Annotated in this window: 10 protein-coding genes, 4 tRNA genes and 2 pseudogenes; 3 read left to right on the top strand and 13 right to left on the bottom strand. The window is 41.8% G+C overall.

Annotated elements, in window-relative coordinates; translation table 11 throughout:
• From yycF to AWT60_RS04870, 5 genes are all read right to left on the bottom strand, one after another.
• Window positions 1-708: a response regulator YycF gene (gene yycF, locus AWT60_RS04890; RefSeq protein ID WP_024424030.1), complete on the bottom strand. Its 708-nt coding sequence runs from the start codon at window positions 706-708 to the stop codon at window positions 1-3.
• 347 nt (window positions 709-1,055) lie between these two features.
• Window positions 1,056-1,128: transfer RNA gene (locus AWT60_RS04885), tRNA-Phe, on the bottom strand.
• A 27-nt stretch (window positions 1,129-1,155) separates the two neighbouring features.
• Window positions 1,156-1,232 (bottom strand) — tRNA-Asp (locus AWT60_RS04880).
• A gap of 82 nt (window positions 1,233-1,314) precedes the next feature.
• Window positions 1,315-1,386, bottom strand: a tRNA-Glu gene (locus AWT60_RS04875).
• 6 nt (window positions 1,387-1,392) lie between these two features.
• Window positions 1,393-1,468, bottom strand: a tRNA-Lys gene (locus AWT60_RS04870).
• Between the two features lie 342 nt (window positions 1,469-1,810).
• Here AWT60_RS04870 and AWT60_RS04865 point away from each other — a divergent pair.
• A complete protein-coding gene (locus AWT60_RS04865; RefSeq protein WP_218676982.1) occupies window positions 1,811-2,335 on the top strand; it encodes a peroxiredoxin family protein in 525 nt (174 codons plus the stop codon).
• A 28-nt stretch (window positions 2,336-2,363) separates the two neighbouring features.
• On the opposite strand, the gene AWT60_RS04860 is transcribed toward AWT60_RS04865, so the two are convergent.
• The 4 genes and pseudogenes from AWT60_RS04860 to AWT60_RS04845 all read right to left on the bottom strand — a co-directional run bounded on the left by AWT60_RS04860 (window position 2,364) and on the right by AWT60_RS04845 (window position 5,943).
• Window positions 2,364-2,573 (bottom strand): hypothetical protein, encoded by a 210-nt coding sequence (locus AWT60_RS04860; protein WP_041106751.1) that lies wholly within the window; start codon window positions 2,571-2,573, stop codon window positions 2,364-2,366.
• A gap of 13 nt (window positions 2,574-2,586) precedes the next feature.
• Window positions 2,587-3,719 (bottom strand): annotated as a pseudogene (locus AWT60_RS04855) (DUF418 domain-containing protein).
• A gap of 136 nt (window positions 3,720-3,855) precedes the next feature.
• Window positions 3,856-5,145 (bottom strand): adenylosuccinate synthase, encoded by a 1,290-nt coding sequence (locus AWT60_RS04850; protein WP_024424032.1) that lies wholly within the window; start codon window positions 5,143-5,145, stop codon window positions 3,856-3,858.
• Between the two features lie 216 nt (window positions 5,146-5,361).
• On the bottom strand, window positions 5,362-5,943 hold the full coding sequence (locus AWT60_RS04845; RefSeq protein ID WP_041106756.1) for a TetR/AcrR family transcriptional regulator: 582 nt from the start codon (window positions 5,941-5,943) through the stop codon (window positions 5,362-5,364).
• 136 nt (window positions 5,944-6,079) lie between these two features.
• Between AWT60_RS04845 and AWT60_RS04840 the strand changes: the two are divergent.
• Window positions 6,080-7,284, top strand: a pseudogene (locus AWT60_RS04840) (cytochrome P450).
• 32 nt (window positions 7,285-7,316) lie between these two features.
• Here the strand turns inward: AWT60_RS04840 and AWT60_RS04835 are convergent.
• From AWT60_RS04835 to AWT60_RS04825, 3 genes are all read right to left on the bottom strand, one after another.
• Window positions 7,317-7,730, bottom strand: a complete 414-nt coding sequence (locus AWT60_RS04835) for a VOC family protein (protein ID WP_041106759.1) — start codon at window positions 7,728-7,730, stop codon at window positions 7,317-7,319.
• A 129-nt stretch (window positions 7,731-7,859) separates the two neighbouring features.
• Window positions 7,860-9,224 carry a replicative DNA helicase gene (dnaB, locus tag AWT60_RS04830; protein ID WP_003214779.1) on the bottom strand — a complete coding sequence of 455 codons (1,365 nt, stop codon included), beginning with the start codon at window positions 9,222-9,224 and terminating at the stop codon, window positions 7,860-7,862.
• Window positions 9,225-9,476: 252 nt separating this feature from the next.
• Complete coding sequence (locus AWT60_RS04825; protein WP_218676981.1) at window positions 9,477-10,433, bottom strand: DUF4885 family protein; 957 nt, start codon at window positions 10,431-10,433, stop codon at window positions 9,477-9,479.
• 108 nt (window positions 10,434-10,541) lie between these two features.
• Between AWT60_RS04825 and AWT60_RS04820 the strand changes: the two genes are divergently transcribed.
• On the top strand, window positions 10,542-11,399 hold the full coding sequence (locus AWT60_RS04820) for a hypothetical protein (RefSeq protein ID WP_087976588.1): 858 nt from the start codon (window positions 10,542-10,544) through the stop codon (window positions 11,397-11,399).
• A gap of 161 nt (window positions 11,400-11,560) precedes the next feature.
• On the opposite strand, the gene AWT60_RS04815 is transcribed toward AWT60_RS04820, so the two are convergent.
• Window positions 11,561-11,779 carry a hypothetical protein gene (locus AWT60_RS04815; RefSeq protein WP_218676980.1) on the bottom strand — a complete coding sequence of 73 codons (219 nt, stop codon included), beginning with the start codon at window positions 11,777-11,779 and terminating at the stop codon, window positions 11,561-11,563.
• Between the last annotated feature and the right edge of the window lie 368 nt (window positions 11,780-12,147).

Raw genomic sequence — 12,147 nt, 5'->3', positions numbered from 1 at the left:
TTAGTCCTGCTCTGGGTTTCTTAAATAGTAGCCGACGCCTCGTCTTGTCACGATCCAGCTCGGGTGGCTAGGGTTGTCTTCAATCTTTTCACGAAGACGGCGGACTGTGACGTCTACTGTACGGACATCCCCGAAGTAATCGTAGCCCCATACCGTTTGAAGCAAGTGCTCACGTGTCATGACTTGTCCGATATGTTTCGCTAAATAATGAAGCAGTTCGAACTCACGGTGCGTCAATTCAATCGTTTCCTCCCGCTTAGACACCACATACGCATCTGGATAAATAACAAGTGATCCAACCTCAATATCATTTGATTCAGATTCTTCCTCCGTCTGCGGAGCAGCGGTTTGTCTTCTCAAATTCGCTTTCACACGGGCAAGCAGCTCACGCGTGCTGAAAGGCTTTGTCACATAATCATCTGCGCCAAGCTCAAGGCCGATGACTTTATCAATTTCAGAGTCTTTTGCTGTCAGCATGATAATCGGCATGTCATATTTCTTTCTCACTTCACGGCATACTTCAACACCATCTTTATTCGGCAGCATAATGTCGAGCAGAATAATGTCCGGCTTGATTTCTTCTACCATTTCAAGGGCTTCGTTTCCATCATATGCACAATGAACCTCATAGCCCTCTTTCCTTAAATTAAATTCCAATATATCAGCAATCGGTTTTTCATCATCTACGACAAGAATCTTTTTTTCCATTGTGATTTCCTCCTGCATTTTTAGCATCTATGTCATTCCATTTTGCATGTATCATAACGCCTTTTCCGTTTGCGAAAAAAAGGCTCACTGTCTATTATAACGTTTTACGAGGCAAAGATAAAAATAATAACGGCTTTCTTTTCTAGTAAACGTTGGATAGGAAGGCGCCGCTCGAAAAAATTGATGACTTTTTCCTTTTTTATTGAAACTTTTCCAATCACCAGCCGTCTATATAGATGTAACGTCTTCTTCTTATGGAGCCGGGCCCTACCTAGGTCCGGCTTCTCCCTTTTTATGCCTTCTTTTCATAATAAAAACGCACCTGCGATTGCAGATGCGTTTGGAAGTGGCTCGGGACGGAATCGAACCGCCGACACACGGATTTTCAGTCCGTTGCTCTACCAACTGAGCTACCGAGCCATCATCAAAAAGATGAATATGTATAAATGGCGGTCCGGACGGGACTCGAACCCGCGACCTCCTGCGTGACAGGCAGGCATTCTAACCAACTGAACTACCGGACCTCAGTAACTTGCCCGAAAAAGCAATCGTGGTGCTCCTTCAAGCAAGTGAGGAAAAAATTAGCTTAACGCTAAAGTAAATCAATGACCCGTACGGGATTCGAACCCGTGTTACCGCCGTGAAAGGGCGGTGTCTTAACCGCTTGACCAACGGGCCAATACATGGTGAGCCATGAAGGACTCGAACCTTCGACCCTCTGATTAAAAGTCAGATGCTCTACCAACTGAGCTAATGGCTCTCGGCTTGTGAAAAGTGAATCTGAAGAAGCTGTATTGCGCCAAACCAATCGCTTTAAAAAAGCTGGAACATCGCATCCTAACAAGTTTCAGAGACCTTTGCAACAACGAGATTTATAATATCATAGAGTAATTACATATGGCAATACGTTTTTCGACATTTTTTTAAAAAAAGTGTCGGATTTAAATATCTTCTATCAAAGCTCCCACTTCTGCAACCGCCTTCATTAGATACGCCTTTCGGAAGTCTTCTGCCTACTCAAACACATAGACACGTTTCAGGCCGCTCAAAAATGGCTATACATGAAACAAGTGACATTGTCATTGAAAAAGGAGGAAGCAGTATGAGTTCATTCAAATTAGGAGATAAAATGCCCAACTTTTCACTTCCAACAATACAGGGCGATCACATTGAATTCGACAAACATTTAGAGGAGCATCAAAGCTGGCACCTGATCGTTTTCTTTAGAGGATCTTGGTGCCCGGTATGTGTAGAAGAATTAAAAGAGCTCGAACAGCAGCAGTCATATTTTCAGGACAAGGGTATTCACTTGATGGCGATTTCCACGGATAACCCTGATGACTTGAAGGCATTTGCGGATAAAGAGGGACTGTCCTTCCCGATCATGTATGACCATGACCTCACGTCATTAAAAGCATATGAAGTCCACTATCACGGGGAAGATGCCCCATATGAAGACCACGGGGTGCACGGTGAACCCGCCTATTTCTTATTAAATGAAAAAGGTCAAGTGCTCTATCAGCAAAGACAAACAAGTCCGTTTGGCAGACCGCATGCCAACGAACTACGCAAAATCATTCAGTACATCCGCAAAAATTTAAAAGGCCAATATAAAAGCCTGAAGTAAGGAAAAAGCCCTCGTGATGGGGGCTTTTTTATGAACGTTTTTTGTTAACTAGCCAGTCAGCGGAGAAAAAAACAAGGAGTCCCGCCATTAAAATGACAAAAGTAACCGGTGGTCTGTCACCTTGGAAAAACGCGTACAGCGCATGCCCTCCTAATGCCAGAAGATAAAAGACAAATGCTGGCACAGCTGCTTTATGTGCATTCGCTTGTTCTCTTTTCGTCATTTTTTTAAAAAACATTGTGCTCTCCCCTTTATGATGCTTGTTTCATCGTCACCCTGCGAAGTGCCCGTGAACGGATATATTCCATTGGTCCAATTCTCCAAACCTTTAGGCAAACTGCTGAAATTGCGATTTGCAGAAGTGAAATCAACACCCATGCCAATACAATAAGGGGCGCATTGATTTGACCGCCAAGACCCAATCCCCAGCTATAAAAAAGAATGGAGCAGATGACATTTTGCAGGATGTAGCAGCTAAGCGCCATTTTCCCTACATATTCAAACCAAGTCCACATGAACCATGACTCCGTGCATGCGAGGAACTTCGCAATGACAGCTATATAGAAAATAGAGAGGAATGGTGAAAAGACGTAGCGCACCACAAATTCCACTAGATCGTTCGGAACGAAGACTAGTGCATTCAGCGGCAGACCAACCCACTGCCCGATTCGGAACAATATTTTCCGGAGAGATTGTCCGCGTTCATTTGCATAAAATACACCGGCTCTCATCATCCGCACACCCAATAAAAACAGAAATGTGTTCATTGGAATAATAAAGATTGCTTCTTCTCATACATGAAGAAGTATTGTAACCGTTCTTGAATCTGCGAGATCCATGTCTCTGGCAGCTGCTCTTCCAGCGCCGGTTCACCGCTTTGATCATCGGATGCTGACTCCATTTCAGAGAGGGAGTACAGCATCAGACATGACATCACGAGCAGATGAATCACACCTGAGAACATCATGCCCTTTTTGATGCGCCTGCTTCCTCCCCGTACAATGTAAGCCACAAGCAGCCCAGTAACGGCATAGCTCATGAGCACATCATATTCCATCACAAGCGCAAAATGGACAAAGCCTTCGATAAATAAAAATAAAAGAATCCATAAATAAGTACCCGGCCAAGGCGTGTTTTTCCTTTTTGCCTGCTGGTATTTCAGCTCCAATCCAACACCAAACATGATCGTGAGCAGCGAGAGCATTTTTCCATAAACGAACATGGAGACAAGACTTTCTAGAAAACTGCCATTTTCATATTCATCTGCAATCTGATCTGTCGCAAAGGTATCCCCTGCATACGCAAAAAACCAGACGTTCGTTCCCAAGGTGCCTAGTATGGCAAAACCTCGTAAAATATCTAATAATCGTATTCTTTCTTTCACTAGAACGCTCCTTCCTCCTATACAGTTATCATATTTTGGTAATGACCGGAAGTCCGTTCTAGTGAAATTAAGGAATATTTAAACAAAAAAACACCAGTAAAATGCGAGATTTTACTGGTGCTTCATCAATCTATTCTTATGGACGGTACACGCTGCGGACAACGTTCGTTTGTGAACGATCTGGTCCGACTGAGAAAATGGAAAGTGGAATACCTGTTAATTGTGAAATGCGCTCTAAATAATGGCGGGCATTTGCAGGCAGCTCACTTAAGTTCTTCACACCTGTAATATCCTCTGTCCATCCTGGCATTTCTTCGTAGACAGGCTCACATTTCGCTAATTCATTTAGGCTTGCTGGGAATTCCTCAGTAATTTCTCCATTCAATTTATAAGCGACACAGATTTTCAATTTTTCAATCCCTGTTAGTACATCAATTGAGTTAAGAGATAAATCTGTAATTCCGCTCACACGGCGTGCATGACGGACAACAACGCTGTCAAACCAGCCGACACGGCGCGGGCGTCCAGTTGTCGTACCGTATTCACGGCCAACCTCACGAATTTGATCGCCAATTTCATCATGGAGTTCTGTTGGGAATGGGCCATCTCCAACACGTGTTGTGTACGCTTTTGACACGCCGACCACATGTTGAATTTTCGTTGGTCCTACGCCAGAACCAATCGTCACGCCTCCAGCTACTGGGTTAGATGACGTCACAAATGGGTATGTCCCTTGATCGATATCAAGCATGACCCCTTGTGCGCCTTCAAATAACACGCGGCGGCCTTCATCTAGTGCATCATTCAGGACAACAGATGTGTCTACGACATATTTTTTCACTTGCTGGCCATATTCATAATACTCGTCTAAAATATCTTCAATCTTGAAGCCTTCTGTGTCGTACATTTTCTCTAAAAGACGATTTTTCTCTTCTAGATTGCGTGCAAGCTTCTCTTCAAATACTTCACGATCTAATAGATCTGCGACGCGGATACCGACGCGGGCAGCTTTATCCATATAAGCTGGTCCGATTCCTTTTTTCGTCGTACCGATCTTGTTAGCCCCTTTCCGCTCCTCTTCTACCTCGTCCAATTTTAGATGGTAAGGCAGAATAACATGGGCTCTATTGCTGATTCTGAGGTTATCTGTACTCACATTCCGTTCGTGAAGATACGCAAGCTCAGTGACCAACGCTTTAGGATCAACCACCATTCCATTACCGATGACACAAGTTTTCTCTTTATAAAAAATACCGGATGGAATGAGGTGTAGCTTATAAGTCACTCCATCAAATTTGATCGTGTGACCTGCATTGTTTCCCCCTTGATAACGGGCAATCACCTCTGCATTTTCTGAAAGGAAATCGGTAATTTTCCCTTTCCCTTCGTCACCCCACTGCGTACCTACTACGACTACTGAAGACATATCGTGCACCTCCGTTAACCTTTCAAAACGTTATCTCTTTCAAACACATTTATTTTATCAATGCACAACGAAAAAGTCAATGCAAAATCCGAACATTAATATCTCGAAATCGAATTTTGTTCGTTTTAAATATGAGAAAAAGCGCTTTACTCACTTCTTCAGCGCTTAAAAAGGGAGATTTTGAGTAAAAACAACGTTTTTGATTGTTCTTACTTTCTATTGATTTTCAATTAAATGAATCATCGAATTTGCCATAAAGTCTGGTGAGTACGGTCTACCTGTCCTCAGCCACCATTCAGCCGTTCCAACGTAAGCAGAAATAACGAATTGCTTCTGCATGTCGATAGGAACGAGATGCGGATCAGGCTTTGAGCCTGCAACCCCCTCTATCCCCAAAGAAAAGCTTTCTTCAAAAAAAGCACGAACCGTTTCATGAATATTGAGCTCTCGTCCTCGTTTCAAGAGAATTTGATACTCCTTTTCATGTTCTTGCAAATGCTGATAAAATCGAAAAATATATACATATGCCGGATGCTCTTTTTCCAAATCATCTTCTTGTACAGGCGCAAAAATGGCACATTTCATTACATCAAACATCTCATCCATCACCTGCTGGGCAAGATCAAATTTATCCTCATAATGCTGATAAAAGGTCGTGCGGTGGATGCCTGCCACTTTCGTCAAATCCTGTACAGAAATCTTCCCCCATTCTTTCTCGCTTAATAACTGAAATAATGCTTTTCTTAATTGCTGCTTTGATTCCGTTGCGCGCTTATCCCCTCTGTAGCAGTCCGCCACAAGCCGCTCTCCCCTTCCTATTTTCTTCAACAGATTTCGCTTTTCTGTTGGTTGAATCCTCCAGGCTGATGAATTAACTTTAATCTAACACAATGAAAAAAAGGAAGCATCTGACAACCTATAAGGAGTGATGATCATGGAAACAATGTCCCCAAGTGCCGTGCAAAAAACGTTATTAAGAGGAAAAAACAAGCAGGACCCGTATCACCCATTTGATTGGTATGCCAACATGCGTCAGACATCACCTGTTCATTTTGATGAAGCCAGCCAAACGTGGAGTGTATTCACCTACGAGGAAGCCAAGCGTGTGACAATCGATAAAGATACCTTTTCGAGTCAGCCCCCTAAAAACCAGCGGAAGCATTCCCTGATGAAAACAATGGTGATGATGGACCCGCCCAATCACACTCGCGTCCGCTCCATTGTCAGCAAAGCCTTTACCCCTCGAGTCATGAAATTGTGGGAGCCTCGTATTTATGAATTAATGGAAGGACTCATGGCACAACTTGAAGGAAAAAAGAGATTGACCTAGTGCAGGACATCTCCTATCCGCTTCCTGTCATTGTCATTGCAGAGCTTTTAGGTGTGCCGTCAGAGCATAAACAATCCTTTAAAGAATGGTCAGATATTCTCGTCAGCATGCCTAAAAGTGAAAATGAGGAGGATGTAGCTGAATGGCAGAAAACACGTGACAAAGGGGAAGCTGACATGATGGCGTTTTTTGCAGACACCATTGAAAAGAAGCGTCACAATCTTGGTGATGATTTGATTTCCCTCATCATTCAAGCGGAGGAGAATGGAGACAAGCTGGCAGCGGATGAATTAATTCCATTCTGTAATCTTCTTCTTTTAGCCGGCAACGAAACAACAACCAACTTGATCTCCAATATGATTTTCAGCTTGTTAGAACAGCCGGGTGCGTATGAAGCGCTCGCGCAATCACCTGAACTCATCCCACGTGCGGTGGAAGAGGCCGTCCGTTTTCGTGCACCAGCTCCTACAATCGTCCGCTATGTCACAAAAGATACAGAGCTTGGAGGGAAAGTGTTGAAAAAGGGTGACAATGTGATTGTGTTTCTTGCTTCTGCCAACCGGGATGAGCGTCAATTTTCAAATGCACATGAATTCGATATACACCGCCACCCTAACCCTCATATTGGTTTCGGGCACGGTATCCATTTCTGTCTTGGTGCACCACTGGCACGTCTTGAAGCATGTACAGCTATAAAGATTTTAATAGAACGATATGAGGCACTAGAGCTCCTCTCGTACGTTCCAATGACAAGCAGCAGTATGTATGGGCTGAAAGAGCTAAAACTGTGTGTCACGCCTCGTTCATAACAGAAAAGACTCCCGGGCATGGGAGTCTTTTTTTAAACGGGGGTGATTCCATCTGTGTTCATCAGCACAACTCGATACCCATCTGGGTCTTCAATGGTTGCTCCTCCCCGGTCCCAGTATGGATTCGTTGAGGTGACATGCCGTCCGCCAAATGAGAGCAATCTCTTTTTCATTTGCTCAAATTCCTCTGCATCTGGAATATAGAAAACAAGCAGCTGTTCTGGATGCGGGACGGGCAGGCTTTCTTCTTCTTCATGTTTGGTGATTTCTAAATGAACATGCTGGTGAGGCAGCCCGAGCATCACACCATCGTACCCTTCATGCTGATCAAATGAGCCTATTCGTTTGAGCCCTAAGCCTTCTTCATAAAAGGAAACAACCTCTTTCATGTTGACGGTTGGGCGTGCGATACGTAATTGAGCGGCTTCAAACTGTTGAAATTTCATCAGTCTTCACTCCTTTTCTCCTTTTAGTATACGCTCTCTCTTTTTCTCTCTCCTCCTCATTTTGATTGTTTTTTCAATCATTCTTTCGATGTAGATCAATCAAAAAAGCCCAGCTTCTTGAGCTGGGCTTTAAGCACCGGGCGGAACTCCCGCATCATCAAATCTTCTTTCCAGATTGACGAATTTGTTATATTCTTTGACGAACGCCAGTGATACTGTACCAACTGGACCGTTACGCTGTTTGGCAATAATGATTTCGATAATGTTCTTATTCTCTGATTCTTTGTCATAGTAATCATCACGATAAAGGAATGCCACGATATCGGCATCCTGCTCGATACTTCCTGATTCACGAATATCAGACATCATCGGACGTTTGTCCTGACGCTGCTCTACCCCGCGTGAAAGCTGAGACAAAGCAATAACCGGAACTTCAAGCTCCCTCGCCAGTGATTTTAGTGCCCTAGAGATTTCAGAAACCTCCTGCTGACGGTTATCACTTGATCGTCCGCTCCCTTGAATAAGCTGCAAGTAGTCAATCAGGATCATGCCAAGACCATTTTCTTGCTTCAATCGGCGGCATTTCGAGCGAATTTCACTTACTCTAATTCCAGGTGTATCGTCAATGAAAATCCCACTGTTTGACAGCGAGCCCATCGCCATTGTCAGCTTGCCCCAGTCTTCTTCTGTCAGATTACCGGTTCTTAGGTTCTGTGCATTGATATTCCCCTCTGCACAAAGCATACGCATAACGAGCTGCTCCGCACCCATCTCTAAACTAAAGATAGCAACACTTTCGTCCGTTTTGGTTGCGACATTTTGGGCAATGTTCAATGCGAAGGCGGTTTTCCCTACTGATGGACGAGCCGCTACAATGATTAAATCATTTCGCTGGAATCCAGCTGTCATCCGGTCAAGCTCAGAGAAACCTGTTGGAATCCCTGTGATATCGCCTTTACGGTTATGAAGCTGTTCAATATTATCGTATGTTTGAACAAGAACGTCCTTAATGTTTTGAAAGGCTCCTGAGTTTTTACGCTGCGCCACTTCCATAATGGTCTTTTCAGCATCGCTCAATAAGTCTTCTACTTCATCCTCACGCGTGTACCCATCCTGTGCAATGGTCGTCGCAGTACGGATCAGACGTCTTAAAATAGATTTCTCTTCTACAATTTTTGCATAGTATTCAATGTTTGCAGCAGTTGGGACAGAGTTCGCAATATCGGTTAAATACGAAATCCCGCCTACCTCTTCTAGTAAATCTGTATTGGCAAGCTCAGATGTCACCGTGACAAGATCGACCGGTTCCCCTCTATCGCCAAGTACAAGCATCGCATTGTAAATCTTTTGATGCGACATTCTATAGAAATCCTCTGGAATTAATACCTCAGAAGCGAGCGTTAGCGCGGATGGTTCTAAAAAAACAGCACCTAATACGGCCTGCTCGGCTTCTATATTTTGCGGCGGCAGCCGGTCATCGAGAAGTTCCGTCATGCCAAGCACCGTCCTTTCATAAAAAAATACGCTACTCATCATTTTAACATTTTCATCAATAAAAAAGTGAAAAACATCGACTATAGTCAAAATTACCATGAGGATATTTTGTGCAAACCAGCGCATTTCAATAGAAAAGACTCTGTAACATCAATTGTTATAGAGTCCTTCGTTATTGCTAATAGAATTTAGATTTGTTGCCGTTCACACATGTAATCGACGCTCCAACATGGCATGTTCGGGTGCGTTTTTCTAATCTATCGTTTTCTTAACCCCATAATTCACTTTTTGCCCAATGTCTTGTAAGGAACCGTTTTGATAACCAATAGATAACACCAAATCGGGAATAGAATCAAACCCGTTTTTCGCTAGGTCAAATAGCTGTGCACCGTAATGTGAAGCGGCAATTCGTGCATTTTCTGCTGTGTATGGGTTTTTCATGAGATCTTCTTTGTATATATCAAAAATATTGATTCCTTTATCCGTTACAAATTGACCATTTACAATGCTTAAATCCTTTAAATTGTAGCCTGTCACCGTTTTGATTTGATTGACAAGATGGAACTTTGCTAGAGAATCCGGTGTGAATTGAGTAGAATCATCATTTCTGCTTTTCATAATATGGAAAAATAATTCTCTTGTATTGTTGGTTGTATTTAATAAGTCTTCTATTTGTTTCATCAGCGATTCGTCTTTTGAACCACTTACCACCAATTTAAAATTGTTCGGGTCAATGGTAAAAGTTAGATTTGTGTTTTTAGGAATGGATATTCCGTTTTTAGAGAATAAATCTTGTAATTGTTCGTTGACCTTTTGACGATTGAATATTTTTTTCTCTACGCTTTCTTGCGTAGGATCGTACCGTTTTTCATTACGGAAGATGGCATCATTAAAGTCATATTGACCTCCTTTTCCAGAATTAGCCCAGCCAATCTCCATCGTATATGCAGCTTCTCTTTCTACTTTAGTTAGATCACTCCTGAAATAAGGCGAGCGTGGATTTCGATACTTATCGTGTATATGACCATGAGGATTTTTGAAACGTTTATTTTGTTCATTTATTTTTTCATATTTTTCATCTAGTATTTTCATCCGTCTATCAGATTCGGTCATCACCTCATTTGTACTTTTAATAGCTGATTGACCTTTATAATCGATTCTGTTCTGATTGTTTGAAGCACCTGCCGTGTATGACGTATTAATATTCATTTTGATTCTCCTTTTTAAAAAAATAGTGATTATTAAATATATCGGCAATTCAGTTAAAATTTGTTAGTTTTGATCCGATATAGTAATTATTACAAGGAGGGTTAAAATATGACAAATACTATCTTCAAACGTTTTTTGTTACCTGCATTGGCATTAGTGCTTGTTACTAGTTTTTTTGCAACTCATTCAGCAGAAGCGGCTATTACGGGGAATAACAGCCCTAACACAGCAAGCTCAATGGGATATTGGAAAAATAGTCGCCCAGATACAACAATCTTACCTGAAGGTGAAAATGAAGCGTATTATCAGTTCACGATCAATAAGGGTGAAAGGGTCTATGTGCGAAGTTCGTATAATAAGCAATATACGGGAATGAAAATCGAGGTGTATAATTCGAAGAGTTCTAAACCAGGGTCAAGAGTGATTAATCCTGATTCAGTAACACCCTTTATATTTGCAAATACTGGTGACGTTACTTCAACTTCAGAAACTTATTTTGTGAAAGTGACCCGTGGCTCATATACAGGGAATATGTATTTTACTGTCTCCATTCAAGATCGTATCAAATCTGGGAATGGGACATTCAATTTTACCGGGACTGCTACCAACCTAGGGAATTCATCTTTGAATCTAGCAGGTGTTGATTCTTCTGTCATTACAATGGATTTAACGACCAATTCTTCTATTCCTAACAATGCTATCGTTAAATCGATTTCAACAACTAGTACCCAATCGCCTAACCAAGGAAATGTCACACACAAACTGATGGCTGATGAAAACAAAATTTGGAACCAATCACTTTTTTCATCTGCAACAAGTGGGTCTTATCGTATTTCACTGGAAGATGAATTAAAAGTGGCTCAAAAATGGAGCTTTAAGTACAACGCAAAGGCTACTGCGAGATCTACTATGAGCAATGTCAAAGCCGATATTCGTTACGAATATGATGTCACAGATGGATTCTAATTGAATGGTGTTTACAGACATGTACACCGATTGATCAAAAAGTAAGGGGACCTCCCTTACTTTTTTCATTGCCGCATTTTTGATGCTATATGATCTTTTGCCACTCTTCAAACAGCACCGTCCTTTCATAAGAAATACGCTGCTCATAAAAAGTGAAAGTGTTAATGGTGGTTTTGCTTGAGGGCGTGTTGAAAGAGGAGGATGGTGATCATATCGGTGGCCCGCTGGTATAAATCCCATTGTTCATAGGCCGCAAATGTCATCCGTATTTCATGTAATGATTGCCTCATTTCATGATATTCTTCCACTGTAAACGAATTTTTCAGTTTGAGCTGATGTTCAAGCAATTTCAGCCTCATCTTTCCTAATGGGGTTTTCATTCTGCCTACATTCCCTTCGCTCTTGTCTCCCTTAGAAAATTGTATATGAATTTACGTATAATATTGAATAAGTTGTGAGATATGATCACCAGCTTTTCGAAAAATCCTCCTCTTTTTTCCTAAAAATACAAGAAGGTCTATAGACTTATTTTTCCTCAAAATGATTTCAAGAAGAAAAACCTATATATATTCCTGAATCAAACAGAAGAAAATGATAAATATCCCGAGAAGGTCAAGGCTTTTTGGCATTTCTCTTCTTTTTACTTGCACGGTCCGGCACTCTCTATTTCCAATCATTTGGTAGTTATTTAGTCCTTTATTTTCTGAATCTTTTAATTCAATTGTCAATTACACAACTTAATGAACAT

Source organism: Bacillus sp. F2HM (assembly GCF_019266135.1).
Taxonomy (GTDB): domain Bacteria; phylum Bacillota; class Bacilli; order Bacillales; family Bacillaceae; genus Bacillus; species Bacillus safensis.
This window is presented reverse-complemented; position numbering and strand designations above follow the sequence as displayed.

What these genes read in the sequence shown, in the direction of transcription:
- yycF (WP_024424030.1), bottom strand. Translation starts at nt 708, where the DNA reads ATGGAAAAAAAGATTCTTGTCGTAGATGATGAAAAACCGATTGCTGAT.
- AWT60_RS04865 (WP_218676982.1), top strand. Translation starts at nt 1,811, where the DNA reads ATGAGTTCATTCAAATTAGGAGATAAAATGCCCAACTTTTCACTTCCA.
- AWT60_RS04860 (WP_041106751.1), bottom strand. Translation starts at nt 2,573, where the DNA reads ATGTTTTTTAAAAAAATGACGAAAAGAGAACAAGCGAATGCACATAAA.
- AWT60_RS04850 (WP_024424032.1), bottom strand. Translation starts at nt 5,145, where the DNA reads ATGTCTTCAGTAGTCGTAGTAGGTACGCAGTGGGGTGACGAAGGGAAA.
- AWT60_RS04835 (WP_041106759.1), bottom strand. Translation starts at nt 7,730, where the DNA reads ATGAAATTTCAACAGTTTGAAGCCGCTCAATTACGTATCGCACGCCCA.
- dnaB (WP_003214779.1), bottom strand. Translation starts at nt 9,224, where the DNA reads ATGACGGAACTTCTCGATGACCGGCTGCCGCCGCAAAATATAGAAGCC.
- AWT60_RS04825 (WP_218676981.1), bottom strand. Translation starts at nt 10,433, where the DNA reads ATGAATATTAATACGTCATACACGGCAGGTGCTTCAAACAATCAGAAC.
- AWT60_RS04820 (WP_087976588.1), top strand. Translation starts at nt 10,542, where the DNA reads ATGACAAATACTATCTTCAAACGTTTTTTGTTACCTGCATTGGCATTA.
- AWT60_RS04815 (WP_218676980.1), bottom strand. Translation starts at nt 11,779, where the DNA reads ATGAAAACCCCATTAGGAAAGATGAGGCTGAAATTGCTTGAACATCAG.